The sequence below is a fragment of the Actinokineospora sp. UTMC 2448 genome, assembly GCF_024760565.1.
Classification (GTDB): domain Bacteria; phylum Actinomycetota; class Actinomycetes; order Mycobacteriales; family Pseudonocardiaceae; genus Actinokineospora; species Actinokineospora fastidiosa.
Genome location: NZ_CP031087.1, coordinates 1,870,834 through 1,896,920 on the forward strand (window position 1 = coordinate 1,870,834; position 26,087 = coordinate 1,896,920).

A 26,087-nucleotide genomic window follows, 5' to 3' on the forward strand; every position below is an offset into this window, starting at 1 on the left:
GCAACCGCCCCACAATGGCGCTTGCCGCGTCAACCGCCTTCCCACAAACCACCTCGTGCTCAGCGGACCCGCCTTCGCCGGATTCGTGGGTGGTCCCCTTCAGTCGCGGGGAACCTCAATCGGGAGTCACCCCATCCGCTCGATCACCGCCTTCGCTGTGTTGATCGGGATGCTGAAGCCGATTCCCACGCTGCCCGCCGATCCGCCCGGGCCGGAGGTGGGGGAATAGATCGCGGAATTGACGCCGATCACCCGGCCGTCGGCGTCGAACAGCGGGCCGCCGGAATTGCCCTGGTTGATGGACGCGTCCGTCTGCAGGGCCGCGTACGACACCCCGCCCGAGGCGATGGTCACGTCGCGGTCGAGGGCGCTGATGATGCCGGTGGTCACCGTGCCCTGGAGGCCCGCGGGGGAGCCGATGGCGATCACCGAGTCGCCCACGCGGACGGTGTCGGAGTCGCCGAGTGCCGCGGGGGTCAGGTCGCTGACGCCGGTGGCCTGGAGGACGGCCAGGTCGGAGGCGCGGTCCGTGCCCACCACCGTCGCCGGGGCCGTGGTGCCGTCGGCGAAGGTGATCCGGATCTCGCGGGCGCCCGCGACCACGTGGTGGTTGGTCAGGATCCGGCCGTCGGCGGTGAGGATCACGCCGGAGCCGACGCCCTCGGCGGCGCCGGTGCGGACGTTGATCTCGACCACGCTCGGCATGACCTTGGCCACGACCGCGCTCACGTCCGCGGGCGCGGTGTCGGCCGCCGCCGTGGCGGTGACGGGGGCGGGGGACAGGGGCGAGTCCGTGCCCGCGATGACCGCGCCTGTCGTGCCGCCGATGAGGCCGCCGCCGAGGACCGCGGCGGTGACCAGGGCGACCACGCGCCCGGTGCGGCGCCTCGGCGGAACCTGCGGCCAGAACTGCTGTGGGGGGTAGCTGCCATCCATGGCACCGACCATCCGCCCGGATGCTGGGAACCGGCTGTGGAAAACCTCGGCGTGGGCCAAGAAACTCCGGCGGTGTGCCCGCGCGGAAAGGACACTAGGTTGTCGGACGTGACCAACGAGACCTCGTTCCTGCGCCTACAGGCGCGGACCCAGCGCTTCACCCTCGGCGCCCCGCGCGAGTTCCGCGTCGGCCGCGACCACGTGCTCTTCCTGCGCACGGCGACCGGCGAGGACCGCACCCACATCCTGTGGCGCAAGGACCTCGCCACCGGCGCCGAGACCCGGCTGGCCGACCCCGCCACGCTGCTGAGCGGGAACGAGGAGCTCTCGCCCGAGGAGCGCGCCCGCCGCGAGCGCAGCCGCGAGCAGGGCGGCGGCATCGTCGGCTACGCCACCGACGCGGACGTGACCACCGCGGCCTTCGCCCTCTCGGGCCGACTCTTCGTCACCGTCGACGGCGAGACCAGGGAGCTGGACACCCCCGGCTCGATCATCGACCCCCGCCCCGACCCGACCGGCCGCCACATCGCCTACGTCGCCGACAACGCGCTGCGGGTCGTCGCCGTCGACGGCACGGACGACCGCGCGCTCGCCGAGCCCGATGGCGAGGACCGCGCCTGGGGCCTGGCCGAGTTCATCGCCGCCGAGGAGATGAACCGCTCCCGCGGCTACTGGTGGTCCCCCGACGGCACCCGCCTGCTGGTCGCGCACACCGACCGCACGCAGGTGCAGCGCTGGCACATCGCCGACCCGGCCAACCCCGGCAGCGCGCCGCACACCGTCGCCTACCCGGCCGCGGGCACCACCAACGTCACCGTGCGCCTGGCGGTCATCGGCCTGGACGGCTCCCGGACCGACGTCGACTGGGCGGGCGAGTACCTCGTCACCGCGCACTGGTCGGACAACGGCCTGCCGCTGATCGCCACCCAGACCCGCGACCAGCGCACCTACGAGATCCGCGCGGTCGACCCGGACACCGGGGCCACCGAGCTGATCCACACCGACACCGACGACACCTGGGTCGAGATCGTCACCGGCGTCCCGGCGTGGACGCCCGGCGGCGAGCTGGTCCGCGTCGAGGCCGACGGCCCGGCCAACCGGCTGTTCATCGGCGACCGCGCGGTCACCGGCGACGACCTGCAGGTCCGCTCCGTCCTCGACGTCGGCGACGACGTGCTGTTCACCGCATCGGCCGGCGACCCCACCCAGGTGCACGTCTACACCGCCACCGCGGGCGGCGTCACCCGCGTGTCCACTGAGGACGGCGTGCACTCGGCGTCGCGCGGCCCCGGCGGCCTGGTCCTGACCTCGTGGTCGATGGACTGGGCGGGCTCGCGGCACACGATCGGCGGCCAGGAGATCGCCAACCACGCCGTCGAGCCGCCGCTGACGCCGAACGTCCGGCTGCTCACCGTCGGCGAGCGCGGCCTGCGCGCCGCCCTGCTGTACCCGACCGGTCACGTGCCCGGCAGCGCCAAGCTGCCCGTGCTCATGGACCCCTACGGCGGCCCGCACGCCCAGCGCGTGCTGTCGACCCGCAACGCCTACCTCGGCCCGCAGTGGCTGGCCGACCAGGGCTTCGCCGTCATCGTCGCCGACGGGCGCGGCACCCCGGGCAGGGGCCCGGAGTGGGAGCGCGCGATCGCCAACGACTTCGCGGGCGTCACCCTCGCCGACCAGGTCGACGCCCTGCACGCGGTCGCGGCCGAGCACCCGGACCTCGACCTGGGGAAGGTGGCCATCCGCGGCTGGTCCTACGGCGGGTACCTCTCCGCGCTGGCCGTGCTGCGCGCGCCCGAGGTGTTCCACGCGGCCATCGCGGGCGCGCCGGTCACCGACTGGCGGCTGTACGACACCCACTACACCGAGCGCTACCTGGGCCACCCCGACACCCAGCCCGAGGTCTACGACCGCAACTCCCTCATCGACGACGCGCCCAAGCTGACCAGGGAGCTGCTGATCATCCACGGGCTCGCCGACGACAACGTCGTGGTCGCGCACGCGATCCGGCTCTCCAGCGCGCTCGTGGCCGCGGGCCGCCCGCACGCGCTGCTGCCGCTCCCGGGCGTCACGCACATGACGCCGCAGGAGGACGACGTGGCCGAGAACTTCATGCTCATGCAGGTCCGTTGGCTCAAGTCCGCGTTGGGATTGGAGAAGTAGATGACCGTCACGCCGAGGTGGGGCATCACGCTGCCGCTGACCGGGGTCCCGCTCACCGCGCACCGGGAGCTGGTCAAGGAGTTGCCCGACCTCGGCTACACGGACGTGTGGTCGGCCGAGACCGCGGGCACCGACGCGTTCACCCCGCTGGCGCTGGCCGCGGAGTGGTCGCCCGGCCTGCGGCTCGGCACCGCGATCGTCCCGGTCTACACGCGCGGCCCCGGCCTGCTGGCGATGAGCGCGGCGACCCTGGCCGAGCTGGCGCCCGGCCGGTTCGTGCTGGGCATCGGCACGTCGTCGCCGACCATCGTGGAGGGCTGGAACAGCGCCGACTTCACCGACCCGTTCCGCAGGGTGCGCGACACGCTGCACTTCCTGCGCGCGGCGCTGGCCGGGGAGAAGGTCACCGAGAAGTACGGCACGTTCGAGGTCACGAAGTTCCGGCTGGAGCGCCCGCCGACGGTGCCGCCGCAGGTGATGCTGGCCGCGCTGCGCCCGGGCATGCTGCGGCTTGCCGCCGAGCAGTCCGACGGCGCCATCACCAACTGGCTGGCGGCGTCGGACGTGCCGACCGTGCGCGGGGAGATCGGCGCGGACACCGAACTGGTCGCCCGGATCTTCGTCTGCCCCACCGAGGACGCCGACGCGGCACGGGGCTTGGGCAGGCTGCTGATCAGCAGCTACCTGACCGTCCCCGTGTACGCGGCGTTCCACGACTGGCTCGGCCGCGGCGACCTCCTGCGGCCGATGCACGAGGCGTGGGCGGCGGGCGACCGGGCCGGGGCGAACGCGGCCATCCCCGATTCGGTCATCGACGAACTGATCGTGCACGGCAGCCCTGAGCAGTGCCGGGAGAAGATCGCCGCCTATCAGGAGGCGGGCCTGACCACGCCGGTCATCGCCGTGTTGCCCACCGGCGACGACCCGGCCGACCTGGTGCGGGCGCTGGCGCCGCGCTGAGCGCGCCCAAGATCGGCCGCCGCGTATCCTCTCCAAGGTAAGGCTCACCTAAGAAGGGTTGGCGGATGACCGCATCGCACGACGCGCCCCTGGCCACGCCCGATGCGGTGCGCGCCCTGGTCGGGCCGGTGCTCGACGCCTTGGCCGACGGCGTCCGCGAGCGCGGCGGCCCGCTGCCCTCCGGCGGCCCCTCGGCGGTGAAGGCCCTGGCCGACGTGCTGCCGGAGCACGGCGTCGGCCCGGCCGCGGCCGCCGAGGTGGCGCGCGTGCTGGCCGCGGGCTCGGCCGATCCGGCCGACCCGTGGTGCGCCGCCCACCTGCACTGCCCGCCGCTGGCCGTGGCGGTGGCGGCCGACGTGGCGGCGAGCGCGCTCAACCCGTCGATGGACTCCTGGGACCAGGCGCCCGCGGCGAGCGCGATCGAGCGGCAGGTCACCGACGCCGTGGCCCGGCTGTGCTACCCGGCGGAGCCCGCCGCGGACGCGCTCGTCACCACCGGCGGCAGCGAGTCCAATCTGTACGGTCTGCTGCTGGCCAGGGAGAAGTTCGGCGCGGTGACGCCGGTCTGCGGCCGTAACGCCCACCACAGCGTCGCCCGGGCGGCGTGGCTGCTCGGGCTGCCTCGGCCGGTAGTGGTGGAGTGCCGCGATGACCGGGTGCGCCCGGACGCGCTGGCCCGCGCGCTGGCGTCGGTCGAGGGGCCGACGGCGGTGGTGGCGACGGCGGGCACGACCAACAGCGGCGCGATCGATCCGCTGCCGGAGATCGCGGCCCTGCGGCCGGACTGGCTGCACGTCGACGCCGCGTACGGCGGGGGACTGCTGTTCACCGAGCGGCGGGAGCTGTTGCGGGGGATGGAGAGCGCGGATTCCGTCGCGCTGGACCTGCACAAGTTCGGCTGGCAGCCGATCGCCGCGGGCCTGTTCGCCTGCCGCGACGGCGCGGACCTGCGGATCATGGACACCAACGCCGACTACCTCAACGCCGACGACGACACCGAGGCGGGCCTGCCCGACCTGCTCGGCCGCTCCCTGCGCACGTCCCGACGCCCGGACGCGGTGAAGATCGCCGCGACGTTGCGCGCGCTGGGCAGGCGCGGGATGGGCGAGTTGGTCGAGGCCTGCTGCACGACCGCGCGCGGCGTGGCGGCGGCGATCACCGCCCATCCGGACCTGGAACTGTGGGCCGAGCCGACGCTGTCGACGGTCGTCTTCCGCCCCAAGGCCGCCTGCGACGTCGCCGCCCTCCGCCGGGCCCTGCTCGACGAGGGCAAGGCCGTACTGGGCCGGGCGCGCCTGGACGGCCTGTGGCTCAAGCTGACGTTGCTGCACCCGCACACGACTCCCGGTGACTACCAGCCCCTGCTGGACCTCGTGGCGAAGGCGGCCCGATGAGCTCGCACGGGAAGCGGGTGACCGCAAGGGCGCGGCCCGTACTCGCGCATCGACGGGTGTCCGGGCGTGCTTGTGGTGTGGGTGTCCTGGTTGGGGATGGCGGTGTGGGCATGGGCCGATGGGTGTCGGGGTGTGTTTGTGGTGGGGGTGTTCGGGTTGGGGGTGGTGGCGTGGGGGTGCTCGGGGGTCGCTCGGTGTCGGGGTGCGCTTGCGGTGGGGATGTCCTGGTTAGGGGTGAGGGCATGGGAGTGCTCGTGGGTGGGTCGGGGTGTGGTTGTGGTGTGGGTGTTGTCGGGGGTGGTGTGGGCGTGGCTGGGGGTCGGTCGGTGTCGGGGTGTGGTTGTGGTGTGGGCGTGTTCGGGAGTCGGTCGGTGTCCGGGTGTGCTTGCGGTGGGGGCGTTCTTGCCGGGGCGGCGGCATGAGCGTGCTCGACCTCGCGGGCGTGGGCATCGGGCCGTTCAATCTCTCCCTTGCCGCGCTCGCCAGTTCGGTTCCCGGGTTGCGGGCCGGGTTCTTCGAGCGGCGGGGCGAGTTCCGGTGGCATCCGGGGCTGCTCATCGACGGCACCACCCTGCAGGTGCCGTTCCTGGCCGACCTGGTCTCGCTGGTCGAGCCCGCCCACCCGCTCTCGTTCCTGTCCTACCTGCGCGACCGCGACCGGTTGTTCCCCTTCTACTTCGCCGAGCGCTTCCACATCCCGCGCGCGGAGTACGACGACTACTGCCGGTGGGCCAGCGAGCGGTTACCCGGCTGCCGGTTCGGCGTCGAGGTGCGGGCGGTGCGCTGGACCGGCGAGGTCTTCGAGCTGGACGTCCCCGATGGCCCTGTGCGGGCGCGCAACCTGGTGTTAGGTGTCGGAACAGAGCCAGTGGTCCCCGGTCCCCTGCGGGAGTTGGCCGTCCATTCCGCCGACTACCTCTCCAAGCGCGATGAGCTGGTGGCGGCCGAGGACGTCACCGTCGTCGGGTCCGGCCAGTCCGGTGCCGAGGTCGTCCTCGACCTGCTGCGCCGCCGCACCGGCAGGCTGCGGTGGATCGCGCGGACGCCCGCGTTCGCCCCCATGGAGTACTCGAAGCTCGGCCTCGAGCAGTTCACCCCCGACTACACCCGCTTCTTCCACGGCCTCGACCAGCCCACCCGCGACCGGCTCGTGCCCGCGCAGTGGCAGCTCTACAAGGGCATCAGCGCCGAGACCATCGACGCCATCCACGACGAGCTGTACCAGCGCAGCGTCGGCGGCGGATGGCCGGACGTGTTCTTCGCCCCCGGCGTCGAGGTCGTCGACGCCCGGCCCGGGATCGAGCTGGACCTGCGGCACGTCCAGCAGAACACCACCGCCACCATCCGGACCGACGCCGTGGTCTGCGCGACCGGCTACGCCGAGCGGGACCTGGGGCCGCTGCTCGGCGACCTGCCCGTCGAGCGGGACGCGGCGGGACGGATCGTCGTGGACGCCGAGTACCGGGTGGCCTCGGGCACATCGGGCTCGGTGTTCGTGCAGAACGCCGAGCGGCACACCCACGGGGTGGGCGCGCCGGATCTGGGGTTGGCCGCGTGGCGGGCGGCGACCATCCTGAACGCGGTGTGCGGGCGCACGGTCTACCGGCTGCCCGAGCGCACGGCGTTCACCACGTTCGGGTTGAGCGGAGGGGACATCGGGTGAGTGGACGGCGCGAGGCATGGGCGGCGGCGGGGGCGGCCGTGGTGCACAAGATGCTCGGCGAGCTGAGCTACGAGGGCCTGCTGCGCCCCGAGCCGGTCGGCGAGCCGGACGAGCGCGGCTTCCGCGACTGGCGGCTCGCGCTGTCCGGCGGCGCGGAGTACCGCTTCGCCGCGCGGCGGGGCGCGTTCGAGTCGTGGGCGGTGCGCCCGGGGACCGCGCTGCGGAACGGCGAGCCCGCCGACGATCCGCGCGCGCTCGTGGTCGACGCCCGCGCCGAGTTGGACCTGACCGGCCTGCGGCTGGCCGACGTGCTCTCCGAGCTGACCGCGACCGTCGCCAACGAGGCGACCAGGATCGCGTCGGCCCCGACCGCGGCCGAACTGTCCGCAATGGACTACGACACCGCCGACGGCAAGCTGACCGGGCATCCTCGCCTGGTGCTGAACAAGGGCCGCGTGGGCTTCTCCGGCCGCGACCGCGAGCGCTACGCGCCGGAGGCGGGGACGACGTTCCCGCTGCGCTGGGTGGCCGTGCGCCGCGAGCACGCAGCCTTTCGGTGCACCGACGACCTCACCGAGGACGGGCTGCTCACCGAGGAGCTGGGCGACCAGCTGGCCGAGTTCCGGGCCGGGCTGTCCGACCCGGACGACTTCGCCCTCGTCCCCCTGCACCCCTGGCAGTTCGACGAGATCATCGGCACCCTCTACGCCGCCGAGCTGGCGACCGGCGTCGTCGTGCCGCTGGGCGAGAGCCGGGACCACTACCGTCCACACCAGACCATCCGCACGCTGGCCAACGCGTCCCACCCGACGCGCAGGGACGTCAAGACGGCCGTGTCGGTGCGCAACACGCTCGTCTACCGGGGTCTGGCGTCGGCGGCGACGCTGGCCGCGCCCCAGGTGACGACGTGGCTGCGCGAGGTGCGCGCGTCCGACGAGCAGCTGCAGGGCTTCGACCTGCTCGGCGAGGTGGCGAGCGTGTCGGTGCGGCACCCGCTGTTCGGCGCGATCGACGAGCTGCCGTACCGCTTCCACGAGACGCTGGGCGCGCTGTGGCGCGAGCCCATCCGGACGCGGCTGGTGCCGGGGGAGCGGGCGATCTCCTTCGCCGCCCTGCCCTACCCCGGCGTGCTCGCCCACCTCGTCCGCCAGTCCGGGATGGAGCCGGACGCGTGGCTGTCGAAGGTGCTCGACCTGCTGCTCACGCCGCTGCTGCACTGGCTGCTGGAGCACGGCGTCGGGTTCTGCCCGCACGGCCAGAACCTCATCCTGATCACCGACGCGGCGGGTGTGCCGCTGCGGGCGGCCATCAAGGACTTCGCCCAGGGCGTCGACCTGCTCGACGAGCACCTGCCCGCCTACGACCGGCTCGGTGGCGACGCCGCGGCGGACATGCTGCGCTGGCCTGCGCACCTGCTGGTCCAGTCGTTGTTCAGCTCGGTGTTCGCAGGCCAGCTGCGGTTCATCGCCGAGATCGCCGACGCCGACCTGGACTACGCCCGGCCGCGGCTGTGGGCGCGCGTCCGGGAGATCGTGGGCGCCTATCGGGACAGCCACCCGTCGACCGCGGCGCGGTTCGACGCGTGCGGGCTGTTCGCCCCCGACGTCGAACGGGTCTGCCTCAACCGCGAGCACCTCGCGGGCCAGGGCTTCGACAAGATCGACCGGGACGACGAGTTCGACGTCCGCTTCGGCAGGGCGCTCAACCCGCTGGCGGGCCCGGACGCGGGCGGTGCCTGGTGATCGACCACCGGCGGCCGGTCGGCCCGCGCACGCTGGCCGCGCGCGCCAAGGCCGCGGTGACCCTCTCGGCGTCGCTGCGCGCGGCGGTGTCCGCGGGCGAGGTTCGGCGCGTGGTGTGCCTGGCGCCCGACCCGCACGCGCGCTTCGCCGCCGTCGAGCTGGGGGCGGACTTCTTCGTCGACACGGTGCTGGCCAACGGTTACGGGCTCTGCTCGTACGTCTTCGGGTGGAATCCGGCTCGGCAGACGGTCAACGCGCCCGCTGTCGACCAGTTCCTCGGCGGTTACGGCGATCTGGTGCTGCGGCCGGACCTGGCCACCCTCGCCCCGCTGGAGCCGGGCGTGTGGCAGGTGGTGTGCGACGTCGAGTGGCCCGACGGCCGCCCGGTGCCGGAGGCCCCGCGCACGGCGCTGCGGGAGCGGCTGGCGGACGCCGAGCAGTTGGGGCTGGTCCCGTCGGTGGGGATCGAGCACGAGGTCACGTTCACGGGCGCGGACGGCGCGCCGCTGGTGCCCGCGGGGCTGGACTACTCGGTGGCGGGGCTGACCCCGCTGCGCGCGCTGCTGGGCGACGTGCACGCGGCCGTCGACGGCCTGGGCCTCGGCGCGGAGTCCGCGCGCGGGGAGGTGCACCCGGGGCAGTACGAGATCGTCCTGCGCCACCGGGATGCCGTCGCCGCGTGTGATGACGCGATGCTGCTGCAGGCCGCTGTCCGTCGAGCGGCCGCAGCGCGGGGCGTGCGGGCGGGGTACCTGGCGGCGGAGGCGTCGGGGATGGGCAGCTCGTGTCACGTCCATCTGTCCCTTTCGGACCCGGAGGGCGGGCCGCTGACCGCGGGCGCGACCCCCGGCGAGCCGTCTGCGCTCTTCGGCCACTTCATCGCGGGCATCCTGCGCTCCGCTCCGGACCTGACCGGCATCTGGGCGCCGACGTGGAACTCCTACGTCCGCCTCCGCACCGCCCCGTTCTCCCCACGCTCGCTGCGCTGGGGCCGCGACGACCGCACCGCGGCCGTCCGCCTGGCGGGCAGCGGCCGCTCCCTGCGCCTGGAGGCCCGCTTCGCCGGTGCGGACGCCCACCCGCACCTGGTGGTGGCGGCGCTGGTGGGCGCCGGGGTAGCAGGCGTCCGAGAACGCCTCCCGCTGCCCGACGAGGCCCGAGTAGTGGGCGAACTGGCCCGGACGCCATGGGAGGCGCTGACCCTGCTGGACTCCAAACCAGCCCGAGCGGTACTGGGCGACCCGGTGATCGACCACCAACTGGCGATGCTGGGCGAGGAACTGACCGCTGGCCTCGACACAGTCACCGACTGGCAGCGCGCCCGAGGCGACCTGCGCGCCTAGCGCGGGGAATCGCCCAGTCCTGCGGCAGGGTCGACGCGACCTGCTGGGGACGCATCAGGACTGGGCGAGCGCGGGGCGGGTGGATGTAGTCGGCGTGGCCGCTGCCGGGTATCGGCTTCCAACCGCCTAAATCCAGTACCTCAGGCGTCGACCCCGGGGCGCGGCCTTCCAGCCGGGGTGGGATCGGCAGCGCGGGATCGGGAGTTCAGCTCGCGCGAGGACTGCGCGCGAGGCGACCTTCTGCGCGGGCCTGCTGCGGGCTTGTCCTGCTGCGGGGTCGATCTGCTGGTGGGCGATATGGCGGGGAGGGCCGCTCCTCCCCGCATGCGGCGTTTGCCGCACCTGGAAGGTCCCTGCCGCATCGCCTCCCGTTGCCCGGGCCGCCCTGTCGCCGACAGGGTGGTTCACATGATGACATCATATGCTCCCGCCATCCAGATGATATCATCATATGACATCATCATCTGAAAGTGGTGGACCGGTTCTGGCGTGGGGCTGTCACATCTGGGGTGGGTGTCGGGTCAGAGGGGTGACAGGCACGTTGGAGAAGGGTTTCCCCATGTCGCACACCGTTGTCACCTTGGTTGCCGCTGTGATGGTCGGGTTCTCGGCCGCGTCCGTGTTCCTTCGGGCGAAGTGGGTGGTCGAGCCGATCAGCGAGTACGGCGTCCCGGAGAAGTGGTGGAACTGGCTGGGCGCCGCCAAGGCCGCGGGAGCGGTCGGGCTCGTGGTCGGGCTGCTCGTGCCCGCCATCGGCTGGGCGGCGGGGATCGCGCTGGTCGTCTACTTCATCGGCGCGGTCATCACCGTGGCCAGGGCGAGGGTGTGGGCGCACATCCCGTTCCCGCTCCTCTACCTGGCCCCAGTGGTCGTCTCGCTCGTGCTGGCCGCCTGAAAACAATCAAGCACGAATGCTTGAAAACTCCCCGCGCGCGTGCCACGGTTGAGCTGTGATCGACCTGACCGTGCTGCTCGCGGACCTGCGGGACGAGGGTGAGCTGCTGGACTCCCGGGTCGCCGGTGCCGAGTGGCGGCTGCCGACCCCGGCGACCGGGTGGACCATCGCCCACCAGATCGCCCACCTCGCCTGGACGGACGAACAGGCGATACTCGCCGCCACCGACCCCGAGCGGTTCGCGGCCGCCGCGGTCAAGGCCTTCACCGAAGGCGACCCCAGCCGCGTCGTGGACGACGCCGCGGCGGAGGTGGCGCGGCGGCCCGACCTGCTCGAGCACTGGCGCGGCACCCGGGCCGCCCTGGCCGACGCGCTGGCCAACGCGCCCGCCGGGACGCGGATCCCCTGGTTTGGGCCCCCGATGAGCCCCGCGTCGATGGCCACCGCGCGGATCATGGAGACCTGGGCGCACGGGACCGACGTCGCCGACGCGCTCGGAATCGCGCGGGAGGCGACGCTGCGGCTGCGGCACGTGGCGCACATCGGGGTCCGCACCCGCGACTTCGCCTACGTCGTGCGCGACCTCCCGGTCCCGACCGATCCGTTCCGCGTCGAGTTGGCCGGGCCGTCCGACGAGGTGTGGACGTGGGGGCCGGAGGACGCCGAGCAGCGGGTGTCGGGCCCCGCGCTCGACTTCTGCCTGCTGGTGACCCAGCGCGTCCACCGCGACGACACGGCCCTGACCGCCGAGGGCGCGGAGGCCGACCGCTGGCTCGGCATCGCGCAGGCGTTCGCCGGGCCGCCGGGGGAAGGGCGGGCCCGCGCGTGATCCGCATCGCGAACGTCTCCGGCTTCTACGGCGACCGCATCTCCGCGATGCGCGAGATGCTCGACGGCGGCCCGGTCGACGTGATCACCGGCGACTACCTGGCCGAGCTGACCATGCTCATCCTGGGCCGCCAGAAGATGGCCGACCCGTCCGCCGGGTACGCCAGGACGTTCCTCAAGCAGGCCAAGGAGTGCCTGGCCGACGCCCTGGAGCGCGGCGTCAAGATCGTCGTCAACGCTGGCGGCCTCAACCCCGCCGGACTGGCCGACGCCGTGCGCGCGCTGGGCTTCCCCGCGCGCGTCGCCCACGTCGAGGGCGACGACCTGTTGCCCCGCGCCGCCGAACTGGGCCTGCACGGCGCCCTGACCGCCAACGCCTACCTCGGCGGCTGGGGCATCGCGTCGTGTCTGAACGCGGGCGCCGACGTCGTCGTCACCGGCCGCGTCACCGACGCGTCGCTGGTCGTCGGCGCCGCCGCCGCGCACCACGGCTGGACGCCCACCGATTACGACGCCCTCGCGGGCGCGACGGTGGCGGGTCACGTCATCGAGTGCGGCACCCAGGCGACCGGCGGGAACTACGCGTTCTTCACCGAGATCCCGGGCGCCGAGCACCTGGGCTTCCCCATCGCCGAGGTCGAGGCGGACGGCTCGTCGGTGATCACGAAGCACCCCGGCGCAGGCGGCGCGGTGACGGTCGAGACCGTGACGGCGCAGCTGCTCTACGAGATCCAGGGCGCCCGCTACCTCGGCCCCGACGTCACCACCCACTTCGACACTATCGCGCTGACCCCCGACGGCCCCGACCGCGTGCGGATCAGCGGCGTCCAGGGCTCCCCGCCCCCGCCGACGGTCAAGGTCTGCGTCAACACCCTCGACGGCTTTCGCAACAGCGCGACGTTCGTCCTCACCGGACTCGACATCGACGCCAAAGCCGCCTTGGTCCGCCGCCAGCTGCCCGGCGAGGACATCACCTGGACCCTGGCCCGCACGGACCGCGAGGACGCCGACACCGAGGAGACCGCCAGTGCCCTGCTGCACGCCACCGTCCGCACCCCGGACCCGGCCCGCGCGAAGGCGTTCTCCCGCGCCGCCGTCGAACTCGCCCTGGCCTCGTACCCCGGCTTCACCCTGACCGCCCCACCATCCGACGGCACCCCGGTGGGCGTCTACCGCCCCGAATACGTCCCCCACACCGACGTCCCGCACATCGCCGTCCACCCCGACGGCACCCGCACAACCATCCCCTGGCCCCCCACCCCACCCGTTTCCGCCCCCAGCGAACACCACCAAACGGCCCCCACCGCTCCCTGGGGGGACGGCCCTGCTCCAGTCTACTCCGCTCCCGCTGGCGGGGAAGGGGTTACTGGTCGGTTGTGGACAGAGGGCGGGGAGGGGCGCGCAGGTGTGGATGGCGGGGTGCGGGTGGCCGCCTCCGGTGGTACAAGGCGTCTGCCGATCGGTGTCGTCGTGGGGGCGCGGTCGGGGGACAAGGGTGGGGACGCGAACCTCGGTGTCTGGGTGCGCGACCCGAACGCCTATCCGTGGCTCGTGCGGGAGCTGACGGTCGGACGGCTCAAGGAGTTGCTGCCCGAGGCCGGGGACGTCGAGCGGGACGAGTTGCCCAACCTGCACGCGCTGAACTTCGTCCTCAAAGGACTGCTCGGCCAGGGGGTCGCCGCGAGCACGCGGTTCGACCCGCAGGCCAAGGGGTTGGGCGAGTGGTTCCGGAGCAGGCACGTCGACATCCCGGAGGAGCTGCTGTGAACCCGTTCGAGCGCCGCGAGCTCAGGGAGACCGTGCGCGCGTTCATGGCGCGGGAGGTCCTCCCGCACCTCGACCAGTGGGAGCGCGACGGCGAGCTGCCCCGTGAGCTGCACCGCAAGGCGGGGGAGAAGGGCCTGCTCGGCGTCGCCTTCCCCGAGGCCGTCGGCGGCGGGGGCGGGGACCTCATCGACGCGATGGCTGTCGTCGAGGAGATGCACTACGCGGGCGCGTCCGGCGGGCTCATCGCGGGCCTGCTCACCTGCGGCATCGCCGTTCCGCACATCGCGGGCGCGGGGGATCCCGAGCAGATCGCCAAGTGGGTCCACCCGACGCTCGACGGCCACAGGATCGGCGCGCTCGCCATCACCGAGCCCGACGGCGGGTCCGACGTCGCCAACATCCGCACCACGGCCAAGGCCGACGGCGACCACTACGTCGTCAACGGCGCCAAGACGTTCATCACCTCCGGGGTCCGCGCCGACTTCGTCACCACCGCCGTCCGCACGGGCGGGAAGGGCGCGCACGGCATCTCGCTGCTCGTCATCGAGAAGGGCACGCCCGGGTTCACGGTCAGCCGCAAGCTGGAGAAGATGGGCTGGCACTGCTCCGACACCGCAGAGCTGGCCTTCACCGACTGCCGCGTCCCCAGGGCCAACCTGATCGGCCAGGAGGACACCGGCTTCATCCAGATCGCGGTCAACTTCGTCGCCGAGCGGCTGACCCTGGCCGTCCAGGCGTACGCGCACGCCCAGCGCGCCCTCGACCTGACGCTCGAATGGTGCCGCAGCCGCGAGACGTTCAACCGGCCGCTGATCTCCCGGCAGGCGGTCCAGAACACGCTGACCGAGATGGCCCGCAGGATCGACGTCGCCCGCACCTACACCCGGCACGTCGCCCAGCGGCACCTCGACGGCGATGACGTCATCGCCGAGGTGTGCTTCGCCAAGAACACCGCGGTCGAGGCCGGGGAGTGGGTCGTCAACCAGGCCGTCCAGCTGCACGGCGGCCTCGGCTACATGCGCGAGTCCGAAGTGGAACGGCACTACCGGGATCTGCGCATCCTCGGCATCGGCGGCGGCACCAACGAGATCATGACCGGGCTCGCCGCGAAGCGATTGGGGTACACGGCATGACCGTCCTGCGCACCACCGTCGACACCGCCGCCGACGAGTTCAAGGCCAACGCCGACGCCATGCTGGCCAAGCTCGACGAGCTGCGCCGGGAACAGGCGAAGGCGGTCGCGGGCGGCGGCGAGAAGTACGTCACCCGCCACCGCAAGCGCGGCAAACTGCTCGCCCGCGAACGGATCGAGCTGCTGCTCGACCCGGACTCGCCGTTCCTGGAACTGTCCCCGCTGGCCGCGTGGGGCACCGACTACCAGGTCGGGGGCAGCCTGGTCACCGGCATCGGCGTCGTGGAGGGCGTCGAGTGCCTGATCAACGCCAGCGACCCGACCGTCAAGGGCGGCGCGATCAACCCGTGGGGCATGCGCAAGGGCTTCCGCGCCGCCGACATCGCCGCGCAGAACCGCCTGCCCTCGATCAACCTGGTCGAGTCCGGCGGCGCGGACCTGCCGACCCAGAAGGAGATCTTCATCCCGGGCGGGCGGACCTTCCGCGACCTGACCCGCGCCTCCGCCCGCAAGATCCCCACCGTGGCGCTCGTGTTCGGCAACTCGACGGCGGGCGGGGCGTACCTGCCGGGCATGTCGGACTACGTCGTCATGGTCAAGGAGCGCGCCAAGGTCTTCCTCGGCGGACCGCCGCTGGTCAAGATGGCCACCGGCGAGGAGTCCGACGACGAATCGCTGGGCGGGGCGGAGATGCACGCCCGCGTGTCCGGCCTCGCCGACTACCTCGCCGTGGACGAGCAGGACGCCATCCGCGTCGGCCGCCGGGTGATCGCCCGGCTCAACTGGCGCAAGCAGGGGCCGCAGCCGCGCACCGACTACAGCGAGCCGCTGCACGACGCCGAGGACCTGCTCGGCATCGTCCCGACCGACCTCAAGATCCCGTTCGACCCGCGCGAGGTCATCGCCCGGGTGGTCGACGGCTCGGACTTCGACGAGTTCAAGCCGCTCTACGGCACCAGCCTGGTGACCGGGTGGGCGAGCGTGCACGGCTACCCGGTCGGCATCCTCGCCAACGCGCGCGGGGTGCTGTTCGGCGAGGAGTCGCAGAAGGCCACCCAGTTCATCCAGCTGGCCAACCAGACCGATACACCGCTGATCTTCCTGCACAACACCACCGGCTACATGGTCGGCAAGGACTACGAGCAGAGCGGCATCATCAAGCACGGCGCGATGATGATCAACGCGGTGTCGAACTCGACGGTCCCGCACATCTCGATCCTGATGGGCGCGTCCTACGGCGCGGGCCACTACGGCATGTGCGGGCGGGCGTACGACCCTCGGTTCCTCTTCGCCTGGCCCAGCGCCAAGTCGGCGGTCATGGGGCCTGCGCAGCTCGCGGGCGTGCTGTCGATCGTCATGCGGCAGAACGCCGAGCGCGCCGGGCAGCCGTACAACGAGGAGCACGACGCGGCGATGCGGGCCATGGTCGAGGGCCAGATCGAGGCGGAGTCGCTGCCGATGTTCCTCTCCGGGATGCTCTACGACGACGGCATCATCGACCCGCGCGACACCCGCACGGTGCTCGGCATCAGCCTGTCCGCCATCCACAATGGACCGATCCAGGGCGCCGACGGCTTCGGCGTCTTCCGGATGTGAGGGCCGTGATGATCACTTCGGTTCTGGTGGCCAACCGGGGCGAGATCGCCCGCCGGGTCTTCCGCACCGCCCGCGAGCTGGGCCTGGGCACCGTCGCGGTGTTCTCCGACCCGGACGCCGACGCCCCGCACGTCGCCGAGGCCGACACCGCCGTGCGGCTGCCCGGCGCCGCGCCGTCGGACACCTACCTGCGCGCGGACCTGCTGGTCAGGGCCGCCGTCGACGCCGGGGCCGACGCCGTCCACCCCGGGTACGGGTTCCTGTCGGAGAACGCCGCCTTCGCCCGCGCGGTGACCGAGGCCGGGCTGACCTGGGTCGGCCCGCCCGCCGCGGCCATCGAGGCGATGGGCTCCAAGATCGAGGCCAAGCGGATCATGGCCGACGCCGGGGTCCCGGTGCTGGCCGAACTCGCCGAGGTCACCGAGGCCGACCTGCCGGTGCTGGTCAAGGCGTCGGCGGGCGGCGGCGGCCGGGGCATGCGGATAGTCCGGACGCTGGCGGAGCTGCCTGGCGCGCTGGAGGCGGCGCGCTCGGAGGCGGGCTCGGCCTTCGGCGACCCGACGGTGTTCTGCGAGCCCTACATCGAGCGCGGCAGGCACATCGAGGTGCAGGTCCTCGCCGACGCGCACGGCACGGTGTGGGCGGTGGGCGAGCGCGAGTGCTCGATCCAGCGCAGGCACCAGAAGGTCGTCGAGGAGGCGCCGTCGCCGCTGGTGTCGGACGAGATGCGCGCGGGTCTGTTCGACGCCGCGCGCAAGGCCGCCAAGGCGATCGATTACACCGGCGCGGGCACCGTGGAGTTCCTGGCCGACGAGACGGGCCGGTTCTTCTTCCTGGAGATGAACACCCGGCTGCAGGTCGAGCACCCGGTGACCGAGGCCGTCACCGGCCTTGACCTGGTGCGCTGGCAGTTGGCCATCGCCGAGGGCGCGGCGCTGCCCGCCGATCCGCCGCCGACCAACGGGCACGCCATCGAGGTCCGGCTGTACGCCGAGGACCCCGCGGCGGACTGGCGCCCGCAGAGCGGCACGCTGCACGACTTCGCCGTCCCGCCCGGCGTCCGGGTGGACTCCGGGGTGGAGCCGGGCTCGGTGGTGAGCGTCCACTACGACCCGATGCTCGCCAAGGTCATCGCGTGGGCCCCGGACCGCACCAGCGCGGCCCGGACGCTGGCCGGTGCGCTGGTCAAGACGCGGGTGCACGGCGTGACCACCAACCGGGACCTGCTGGTCACCGTGCTCCGGCACCCGGCGTTCCTGGCGGGGGAGACCGACACGGCGTTCTTCGACCGGCATGGCCTGTCCGCGCTGGCCGCGCCGCTGCTGGACAAGGAGGACGTCGAGCTGTGCGCGCTGGCCGCGGCGCTGGCCGACGCCGAGGCCAACCGGGCGAGCGCGCGCGTGCTGGGCCGCATCCCCGGCGGCTGGCGCAACGTGGTGTCGCAGCCGCAGGTCAAGCGGTTCACCTCGGCGCACGGCGAGCACGAGGCGCGCTACACCCTGGGCGTGCCCGACGGCCCGGCCACGCTCGTGTCGGCGTCGCCGGGGCTGGTGGTGCTGGAGGTCAACGGGGTGCGGCGCAGGTTCGCGGTGGCCCGGCACGGCGATGTGTCTTATGTGGACACCGATGGCGGGTCGGTGGCGCTGACGCACGTCAGCCCGTTCACCGATCCGGCCGACCAGGTGGCCGCGGGCTCGCTGCTCGCGCCCATGCCGGGGACCGTGGTGCGGGTGGCCGTCGCGGCGGGCGAGCGGGTCAGCGCGGGACAGCCGCTGCTGTGGCTGGAGGCGATGAAGATGGAGCACCGGATCGACGCGCCCGCCGACGGCGTGGTGACCGAACTGGGCGTGGGCGCCGGAGACCAGGTCGACGTCGGCCGGGTGCTGGCCGTGGTGAGCGAGGAGGAAGCGTGACCTTCACCGAGAGCGCGGAACGGCAGGCGCTGCGCAAGGCCGTCGCCGAGCTGGGACACAAGTACGGGCACACCTACACCGTCGAGAAGGCCCGCTCCGGCGGGCACACCACGGAGCTGTGGGAGGAGGCGGGCCGCCTGGGCTACCTCGGGGTGAACGTGCCCGAGGAGTACGGCGGCGGGGGCGGCGGCATCGGCGACCTCGCCGCAGTATGCGAGGAGCTGGGCGCGGCGGGCGCGGGCCTGCTGCAGATGGTGGTCTCGCCCGCGATCTGCGCGACCATCATCACCCGGTACGGGACGGACGAGCAGAAGCGGCGTTATCTGCCGCGCTTCGCCGACGGCTCGCTGCGGATGGCGTTCGCGATCACCGAGCCGGACGCGGGCTCGAACTCGCACAGGATCACCACGACGGCGAAGCGGACCGCCGACGGCTGGGTGCTGACCGGCCGCAAGGTCTACATCTCCTGCGTGGACGAGTCGGAGTCCGTGCTGGTCGTCGGGCGGACCGAGGACGCCAAGACGGGCAAGCTCAAGCCCGCGCTGTTCGTCGTGCCGACGGACGCGTTCACCTACCAGCCCATCCCGATGGACATCATCTCACCGGACCGGCAGTTCAGCCTGTTCTTCGACGAGGTGGCGCTGCCGCACGACGCGCTCATCGGGTCCGAGGACGCGGCGCTGATGCAGCTGTTCGCGGGCCTGAACCCCGAGCGCATCATGGCGGCGTCCTTCGCCATCGGCATGGGGCGGTTCGCGCTGGACAAGGCGGTCGACTACGCGAAGACGCGCACGGTGTGGAAGGAGCCGATCGGCGCCCACCAGGCCGTCGCGCACCCGCTCGCCCAGGCCAAGATCGAGCTGGAGCTGGCCAAACTGATGACCCAGAAGGCCGCGGCGCTCTACGACGCAGGCGACGACATGGCCGCGGGCGAGGCCGCCAACATGGCCAAGTACGCCGCGGGCGAGGCCGTCGTGCGGGCCGTGGACGCTGCCGTGCAGACCCACGGCGGCAACGGCCTGGCCAGCGAGTACGGTCTCGGTGCGCTCGTCGCGGCGTCCCGGCTGACCAGGATCGCCCCGGTGAGCCGGGAGATGGTGCTGAACTTCGTGGCGCAGTTCTCGCTGGGACTGCCCAAGTCGTACTGAGGGGGAGACAGGTGGGCGAGCCGCGCCAGGACCGCAGCCGGGCCACCCGGCGGCGGCTGCTGGACGCGGCCGTCGACTGCCTGGCAGAGGTCGGCTGGACGGGCAGCACGGTGTCCGTCGTCGCCGAACGCGCGGGCGTGTCCCGGGGCGCGGCCCAACACCACTTCCCGACCCGCGAGGACCTGTTCACCGCCGCGATCGAGCACGTCACCGACGAACGCCTCGCCGCGATGCGCGCGGAACTGCCGTCGCTGCCGCCGGGCCTGGCCCGCACCGAGCACGTGGTGCAGACCATCGGCGAGATGTACGCGGGAAAGCTGTTCCGCGCCGCGCTGCAACTGTGGGTCGCGGCGGCCTCCGACGAGCCCCTGCGCGCCAAGGTGGTCCCCCTGGAGGCCCACGTCGGCCGCGAGGCCCACCGCCTCACCGTCGAGGCCCTGGGCGCCGACGAGTCCCGCCCCGGCGTCCGCGAGGCCGTCCAGGCCACCCTGGACCTCGCCCGCGGCTTCGGCCTGGCCAACCTCCTCACCGACGACGCCAAACGCCGCCACCGCGTGCTGACGGAGTGGGCGTCGATGCTGCACGCGACACTGGACCGCTGAAGGTCGTGGTGCCGCCCCTGGCGCGGGTGATCGTCAACGGCAGTGACGGCCCCTTCGAGGCGGCGGCCTCGCCGCAGGCGGGGGACGCGCCTTTCGCCAGCCGTGTGTTCGCCGGGCAGGCGTTGGCCTGCGCTAGGGCTGCCTGCCGGTCGCGGCGATGAGGCGGTCCTGGGGGTCCGCGTCCACCGGGGTCGGGACCGGGTGGTCGAGGATGGCGCCGTACCAGACCGGGAAGTAGGGGCTGAGCTCGTCGGTCACCGTCATCACCAGGTCGGGGTTCAGGTGCTCGTCCAGGCCCGCGCCGCGGGCGAGGTCCCAGGCGTGGATGGTGAGGTCGAAGATCATCTGCCACGCGTACTCGTCGGCGTTGATCGGGCCGCCGCTGGTGTGGACCTGGCCGACGAGGGCGCCGCGCTGGTGGAAGGCGTCGATGGAGCCGGTCGCGGCCTTGACCCAGGTGTCGACCGGGTCGGGGCCCAGGACGTCGCCGTCGAAGCGGTCGCCGACCTCGGCGATCGTGGCGCCGCGCAGCAGGTAGGGGGCCCAGAGGTGTTCCCTGGTGACGTGGTTGACCAGGTCGCGCACAGTCCACTCGGTACAGGGGGTGGGCGCGTCCCAGTCCCGGACCAGGCGCACCCGCCGGTCGAACTCGGCGATACCGGCGTCGAACGCGGCGAGCTGCTGCATGGCCATTACTGAAACACCGGCTGGCCCGCTCGGCCACTCGGCATGACGGAATCACGTCCGCCTCGGAGATGAGCGCGGCCGAGCCGGTGCGCGATCCTCACTGCGGCACTGGAGGCGCACGAACCGAGGGGGATACGCGGATGACCACCGCCGTGCAGAGCATCGAGCAGTTCGCCGATGCCTACCTGTCCGCGCTGGAGAGCAGGGACCTCGACGGCGTCCTGGCGCTGTTCGCCGAGGACGGGCAGGTGCACTCCCCGCTGTACGGCCCGCGGCCCGCCGAGCAGTTCTACACCCAGCTGTTCGAGGACAGCTACTCGTCGTCGCTGACGCTGATCGGCACCATGAGCGGCAGCGCCGTCGACGGCGACCCGCTCGTCTCGCTGTGGTTCTACTACGACTGGACCCTCGCCGACGGCACCTCCGCCCCCTTCGACGTGGTCGACGTCTTCCAGTTCGACGAGGAGGGCAAGGCCAAGCGCCTCTACATCGTGTACGACACCGTCGAGGTCCGCGCCGCCTTCGAGGCCAGCACCGGCGGCGAGTCCTACCGCGCGGGCAGCTAGGCCGCAGGCAGGCCAGTCGGGCGGGCTAGGCCTGGGAGTCCAGCAGGCCCACGGCCAGCGCGGTCAGTTCGGCGGCCAGCCGGGGGCGGTCGTTGACCCCTCGGGTGCGGGGCAGGTCGTTGACCACCGTCAGCGCCGCCTGCACGACGACCCGGGCCTCCGCGTCGCTGAGCGACGGCGACACCTCGCGCACCAGCCGCACCCACTCCGCGACGTAGGCCCGCTGGAGCCGCCGCATCTCCTTGGCGTCGCGCTCGGGCAGGTTGCCGATCTCGTTGGCGTACACCGCGATCAGGTCGTCCGACCGCAGCACGGTGTCCACATAGGAGCGCGCCAGGCGATGCAGGGCGTCGCGCGGCGACGTCGCCTCGGACAGGGAGTCGTTCAGGCCGAGGGTGAGGCGGTCGGCCATCCGGCGGCTGGCCGCCAGCAGGATGTCGGACTTGCCCGCGAAGTGCCGGTAGATGCTGGGCCCGGCGATCCCGGCCGCCGCGCCGATGTCCTCCATGCTGGCCGCGTGGAAGCCGTGGTCGCGGAACAGCCGGGTCGCCGCGGTCAGCAGCTCCTCCCGGCGGCTGGCGGCCACCGCTGGCCGCGGCCGGACCGCGGTGGTCTCCGTCGACGGCACCACCGGGCTGCGCACGGCCGTCTCGGCAAGGTCGGCCAGCAGGTCGACGAAGCGCTCGCGCGCGGGCGCGGCGTGGTGATCCCCGACACTGCCGAACACGCTCAGCGCCGCGAAGCAGAGCAGCAGCGCGTCCCGGTCGCCCAGTTCGGGGCGCAGCCTGCGCAGGCCAGCCTGCCAGCCGCCGAGGAGCACGCCGGTGCGCCGGATGATCTCCTTCTGGTCGGCTTGGTGCAGGTGGCGCCCCTGCCAGCGCCAGAGCGCGGTGAGGTCGCGCTGGTCGATGGAGATCTCCGCGGCGGCGCGGAGCAACGGTCGCAGCCCCGACTCCGGGTCGCCGAACCCGTCCAGGACCCCGTTGAGCCGGGCGGCCAGGGCGTCGACGCCGGTCAGCAGGACGTGCCCCAGCACGGCCTGCTTGTTCTGGAAGTGCCGGTACATGCCGGGCCCGGTGATGCCCACGGCCGCGGCGATGTCGTTCACGCCGACGGCGTGGTAGCCGTGCCTGCGGAACAGGTCGGCGGCGGCGGTGGCCAGCTGGGCCTTGCGGTCGCGGGGTCTGCGGACCGGGCTGGTCGTCACCTGCACCTCCGACGCGTGAGAACCGTCTAACACCGTACGGCCGACCCTGACCCGTTGACAACCAGCGCATCCGCGAGAGAAAGTTAATCGTCATTAGCGAAGCCTCCGAGGAGAGGACCGGTCGGGCGTGAGCACCGAAGCCTTCATCTACGAGGCGATCCGCACGCCGCGCGGGCGCGGCAAGAAGAACGGGTCGCTGCACGGCGTCAAGCCGATCAGCCTGGTCACCGGGCTGATCGACGAACTCAGGTCCCGCCACCCCGAGCTGGACCCGGCCACCATCGACGACATCGTGCTGGGCGTCGTCTCCCCGGTCGGCGACCAGGGCGCGGTCATCTCCCGCACGGCCGCCATCGCCGCGGGCCTGCCGGACACGGTCGCGGGCGTGCAGCTCAACCGGTTCTGCGCCTCGGGCCTCGAAGCGGTCAACACCGCGGCCGAGAAGGTCCGCGCGGGCTGGAACCGGCTGGTCATCGCCGGTGGCGTGGAGTCCATGTCCCGGGTGCCGATGGGCTCCGACGGCGGCGCGTGGTTCCTCGACCCGGAGACCAACTACGACTCCTACTTCGTCCCGCAGGGCATCAGCGCCGACCTGATCGCCACCATCGAGGGCTTCTCCCGCGAGGACGTCGACGCCTACGCCGTCGAGTCGCAGAACCGCGCGGCCCGGGCCTGGGAGGGCGGCTACTTCGCCAAGTCCGTGGTCCCGGTGCGCGACCGCAACGGCGTGACCCTGCTCGACCACGACGAGCACATGCGCCCCGGCTCCACCGTGGAGAGCCTGGGCAAGCTGCAGCCGTCGTTCGCGGGCATCGGCGAGATGGGCGGCTTCGACGCCGTCGCGCTGCAGAAGTACCACTGGGTCGAGAAGATCGACCACGTCCACACGGCCGCGAACTCCTCCGGCATCGTCGACGGCGCCGCGCTGGTGCTCATCGGCACCGAGGAGGCGGGCAAGGCCGCTGGCCTGGCCCCGCGCGGGCGCATCGTCTCCGCGGCGGTGACCGGCGCCGAGCCCACCATCATGCTGACGGGCCCGACCCCGGCCGCGCAGAAGGCGCTGCGGCTGGCCGGGCTCACCGCGGACGACATCGACCTGTGGGAGCTCAACGAGGCGTTCGCCGCGGTGGTCCTGAAGTTCATGAAGGACCTCGACATCCCGCACGAGAAGATCAACGTCAACGGCGGGGCCATCGCCATGGGCCACCCGCTCGGCGCGACCGGCGCGATGATCCTGGGCACCGTGCTCGACGAGCTGGAGCGCCGCGGCGAGCGCCGCGCCCTGGTGACCCTGTGCATCGGCGGCGGCATGGGCGTCGCGACCATCATCGAGCGAGTCTGAGGCCAGGAGAGATGACCGAGAACATGTTCCGCTGGGACGTCGACGCCGACGGCATCGTCACGCTCACGATGGACGACCCCGGCCAGTCCGCGAACACCATGAACGACACCTTCCGCACCTCGCTCGCCGCCACGGTCGAGCGCCTGGATGCGGAGAAGGACTCGATCACCGGCGTGGTGGTCACCTCGGCCAAGAAGACGTTCTTCGCAGGCGGCGACCTCAAGCAGATGAGCAAGGCGGGCCGCGCCGACGCCGCCGAGATCACCGCGCGGGTCGACGCGATGAAGGCCGACTTCCGGCGGCTGGAGCAGCTGGGCAGGCCGGTCGTGGCCGCGATCAACGGCGCCGCGCTCGGCGGCGGCTACGAGATCGCCCTGGCCTGCCACCACCGGGTCGCCCTCGACGTGAAGGGCAGCGAGATCGGCCTGCCCGAGGTCACCCTGGGCCTGCTGCCCGGCGGCGGCGGCGTCTCCCGCACGGTGCGGCTGCTGGGCATCCAGTCCGCGCTGCTCAACGTCCTGCTTCAGGGCCAGCGGCACAAGCCCGCCAAGGCCAAGGAGCTGGGCCTGGTCGACGAGCTCGTCGACACTCCGGAGGCGATGATCGACGCGGCCAAGGCGTGGATCAAGGCCAACCCGGAGGCCGCGCAGCCCTGGGACGTCAAGGGCTTCAAGATTCCCGGCGGCACCCCGTCGAACCCGTCGTTCGCCGCGAACCTCCCGGCGTTCCCGGCGAACCTGCGCAAGCAGCTCAAGGGCGCGCCGATGCCCGCCCCGCGCAACATCCTCGCCGCGGCCATCGAGGGCGCGCAGGTCGACATCGACACCGCGACGAAGATCGAGACGCAGTACTTCGTGGACCTGGTCACCGGCCAGGTGTCGAAGAACATGACCAAGGCGTTCTTCTTCGACCTGCAGGCCATCAACAAGGGGCTGTCGCGCCCGGACGGCGTGCCGCAGTACCAGGCCAAGCGGGTCGCGGTGCTCGGCGCGGGCATGATGGGCGCGGGCATCGCCTACGTCAGCGCCCGCAACGGCATCGAGGTCGTCCTCAAGGACGTGTCGGTCGATGCCGCCGAGAAGGGCAAGGCGTACTCGGCGAAGATCCTGGACAAGGCCGTGTCCCGGGGCAAGCTCACCCGGGAGAAGGCCGACGAGGTGCTGGCCCGCATCTCCCCGACCGACAAGGCCGAGGACGTCGCGGGCGTCGACCTGGTCGTCGAGGCCGTGTTCGAGTCGCCCGAGCTGAAGAAGAAGGTCTTCGGCGAGATCGAGGCCCTGGTCGCCCCGGACGCGCTGCTCGGCTCCAACACCTCGACCCTGCCGATCACCGACCTCGCCGAGGGCGTGCGGCGCCGCGAGGACTTCATCGGCCTGCACTTCTTCTCCCCGGTCGACAAGATGCCGCTGCTGGAGATCGTCGTCGGCGCGCAGACCAGCGACGTCGCCCTGGCCAAGGCGTTCGACTACGCGCTGCAGATCAAGAAGACCCCGATCGTGGTCAACGACAGCCGCGGGTTCTTCACCAGCCGGGTCATCGGCACGTTCCTCAACGAGGCCGTCGCCCTGCTGGCCGAGGGCGTCCCGGCGGCGTCGGTGGAGCAGGCGGGCACCCAGGCCGGGTACCCGGCCCCGCCGCTGCAGCTGCTCGACGAGCTGACCCTGACCCTGCCGCGCAAGATCCGGCAGGAGACCCGGGCGGCCATCGAGGCGGCGGGCCTGGAGTGGCCGGAGCACCCGGCCGAGGCCGTCATCGACCGGATGATCGACGAGTTCGACCGTAAGGGCCGCTCCTCCGGCGCGGGCTTCTACGAGTACGACGACGAGGGCAAGCGCACCGGCCTGTGGCCCGGCCTGGCCGACGCGTTCCCCGCTGCCGAGGGCGTCCCGTTCGCGGACATGCAGGAGCGGATGCTGTTCGCCGAGGCGCTGGAGACCGTCAAGTGCTTCGACGAGGGCGTCCTGCGCACCGTGGCCGACGCCAACATCGGCTCCATCTTCGGCATCGGCTTCCCGCCGTGGACCGGCGGCGTCATCCAGTACATCGAGGGGTACGAGGGCGGCATCGCAGGCTTCGTCGCCCGGGCGAACGAGCTGGCCGACCGCTACGGCGACCGGTTCCGCCCGCCCGCCTCCCTGGTCGAGAAGGCCGAGAAGGGCGAGCACTTCAAGTAGGGCGTGCGACCAGGCGCGATCCCCTCGGG

General features: G+C 72.6%; 20 protein-coding genes. 17 read left to right on the forward strand and 3 right to left on the reverse strand.

What is annotated here, in order from left to right:
* Positions 1-126: 126 nt before the first annotated feature.
* Entirely contained in the window at positions 127-936 is an 810-nt protein-coding gene (locus Actkin_RS08990; protein ID WP_258906668.1) for a S1C family serine protease, read from the reverse strand.
* 108 nt (positions 937-1,044) lie between these two features.
* On the opposite strand from Actkin_RS08990, the gene Actkin_RS08995 reads away from it, so the two are divergent.
* The 14 genes from Actkin_RS08995 (at position 1,045) to Actkin_RS09060 (ending at position 20,082) form a co-directional block, all read left to right on the forward strand.
* Positions 1,045-3,099, forward strand: a complete 2,055-nt coding sequence (locus Actkin_RS08995; RefSeq protein WP_258906669.1) for a S9 family peptidase — start codon at positions 1,045-1,047, stop codon at positions 3,097-3,099.
* Positions 3,100-4,059 carry an LLM class F420-dependent oxidoreductase gene (locus Actkin_RS09000; RefSeq protein ID WP_189213141.1) on the forward strand — a complete coding sequence of 320 codons (960 nt, stop codon included), beginning with the start codon at positions 3,100-3,102 and terminating at the stop codon, positions 4,057-4,059. It begins immediately after the preceding gene.
* Between the two features lie 65 nt (positions 4,060-4,124).
* Positions 4,125-5,453 (forward strand): pyridoxal phosphate-dependent decarboxylase family protein, encoded by a 1,329-nt coding sequence (locus tag Actkin_RS09005; protein WP_258906670.1) that lies wholly within the window; start codon positions 4,125-4,127, stop codon positions 5,451-5,453.
* A 418-nt stretch (positions 5,454-5,871) separates the two neighbouring features.
* Positions 5,872-7,116 (forward strand): lysine N(6)-hydroxylase/L-ornithine N(5)-oxygenase family protein, encoded by a 1,245-nt coding sequence (locus tag Actkin_RS09010; RefSeq protein ID WP_258906671.1) that lies wholly within the window; start codon positions 5,872-5,874, stop codon positions 7,114-7,116.
* A 50-nt stretch (positions 7,117-7,166) separates the two neighbouring features.
* Complete coding sequence (locus Actkin_RS09015; protein ID WP_258907885.1) at positions 7,167-8,858, forward strand: IucA/IucC family protein; 1,692 nt, start codon at positions 7,167-7,169, stop codon at positions 8,856-8,858.
* On the forward strand, positions 8,855-10,201 hold the full coding sequence (locus tag Actkin_RS09020; RefSeq protein ID WP_258906672.1) for a type I glutamate--ammonia ligase: 1,347 nt from the start codon (positions 8,855-8,857) through the stop codon (positions 10,199-10,201). Before Actkin_RS09015 ends, Actkin_RS09020 begins: the two co-directional genes overlap by 4 nt.
* Positions 10,202-10,760: 559 nt before the next feature.
* Positions 10,761-11,096, forward strand: a complete 336-nt coding sequence (locus Actkin_RS09025) for a DoxX family protein (protein WP_258906673.1) — start codon at positions 10,761-10,763, stop codon at positions 11,094-11,096.
* Positions 11,097-11,151: 55 nt separating this feature from the next.
* Positions 11,152-11,925, forward strand: coding sequence for a TIGR03084 family metal-binding protein (locus Actkin_RS09030; protein WP_258906674.1), 774 nt, complete (start codon positions 11,152-11,154; stop codon positions 11,923-11,925).
* Entirely contained in the window at positions 11,922-13,691 is a 1,770-nt protein-coding gene (locus Actkin_RS09035) for an acyclic terpene utilization AtuA family protein (protein ID WP_258906675.1), read from the forward strand. The genes Actkin_RS09030 and Actkin_RS09035 overlap by 4 nt, the downstream gene beginning before the upstream one ends.
* Positions 13,688-14,824: an acyl-CoA dehydrogenase family protein gene (locus tag Actkin_RS09040; RefSeq protein ID WP_258906677.1), complete on the forward strand. Its 1,137-nt coding sequence runs from the start codon at positions 13,688-13,690 to the stop codon at positions 14,822-14,824. Before Actkin_RS09035 ends, Actkin_RS09040 begins: the two co-directional genes overlap by 4 nt.
* Positions 14,821-16,419, forward strand: coding sequence for an acyl-CoA carboxylase subunit beta (locus Actkin_RS09045; protein WP_258906678.1), 1,599 nt, complete (start codon positions 14,821-14,823; stop codon positions 16,417-16,419). The genes Actkin_RS09040 and Actkin_RS09045 overlap by 4 nt, the downstream gene beginning before the upstream one ends.
* Before the next feature lie 8 nt (positions 16,420-16,427).
* Positions 16,428-18,332, forward strand: a complete 1,905-nt coding sequence (locus Actkin_RS09050) for an ATP-binding protein (protein WP_258906679.1) — start codon at positions 16,428-16,430, stop codon at positions 18,330-18,332.
* Positions 18,329-19,480 carry an acyl-CoA dehydrogenase family protein gene (locus Actkin_RS09055; protein WP_189213133.1) on the forward strand — a complete coding sequence of 384 codons (1,152 nt, stop codon included), beginning with the start codon at positions 18,329-18,331 and terminating at the stop codon, positions 19,478-19,480. Before Actkin_RS09050 ends, Actkin_RS09055 begins: the two co-directional genes overlap by 4 nt.
* 11 nt (positions 19,481-19,491) lie before the next feature.
* Positions 19,492-20,082: a TetR/AcrR family transcriptional regulator gene (locus Actkin_RS09060; protein ID WP_229787418.1), complete on the forward strand. Its 591-nt coding sequence runs from the start codon at positions 19,492-19,494 to the stop codon at positions 20,080-20,082.
* A gap of 132 nt (positions 20,083-20,214) precedes the next feature.
* On the opposite strand, the gene Actkin_RS09065 is transcribed toward Actkin_RS09060, so the two are convergent.
* Positions 20,215-20,769 (reverse strand): TIGR03086 family metal-binding protein, encoded by a 555-nt coding sequence (locus Actkin_RS09065; RefSeq protein ID WP_189213131.1) that lies wholly within the window; start codon positions 20,767-20,769, stop codon positions 20,215-20,217.
* A gap of 140 nt (positions 20,770-20,909) precedes the next feature.
* On the opposite strand from Actkin_RS09065, the gene Actkin_RS09070 reads away from it, so the two are divergent.
* The gene (locus Actkin_RS09070) at positions 20,910-21,335 is read left to right on the forward strand and encodes a nuclear transport factor 2 family protein (protein ID WP_258906680.1); all 426 of its coding nucleotides are present in this window, start codon (positions 20,910-20,912) and stop codon (positions 21,333-21,335) included.
* Between the two features lie 25 nt (positions 21,336-21,360).
* Here the strand turns inward: Actkin_RS09070 and Actkin_RS09075 are convergent, their stop codons facing one another.
* Entirely contained in the window at positions 21,361-22,542 is a 1,182-nt protein-coding gene (locus Actkin_RS09075; protein WP_258906681.1) for a TetR/AcrR family transcriptional regulator, read from the reverse strand.
* Between the two features lie 127 nt (positions 22,543-22,669).
* On the opposite strand from Actkin_RS09075, the gene Actkin_RS09080 reads away from it, so the two are divergent.
* Positions 22,670-23,884 carry an acetyl-CoA C-acetyltransferase gene (locus tag Actkin_RS09080; RefSeq protein WP_189213129.1) on the forward strand — a complete coding sequence of 405 codons (1,215 nt, stop codon included), beginning with the start codon at positions 22,670-22,672 and terminating at the stop codon, positions 23,882-23,884.
* An 11-nt stretch (positions 23,885-23,895) separates the two neighbouring features.
* Positions 23,896-26,058 carry a 3-hydroxyacyl-CoA dehydrogenase NAD-binding domain-containing protein gene (locus tag Actkin_RS09085; protein WP_258906682.1) on the forward strand — a complete coding sequence of 721 codons (2,163 nt, stop codon included), beginning with the start codon at positions 23,896-23,898 and terminating at the stop codon, positions 26,056-26,058.
* Positions 26,059-26,087: the final 29 nt, after the last annotated feature.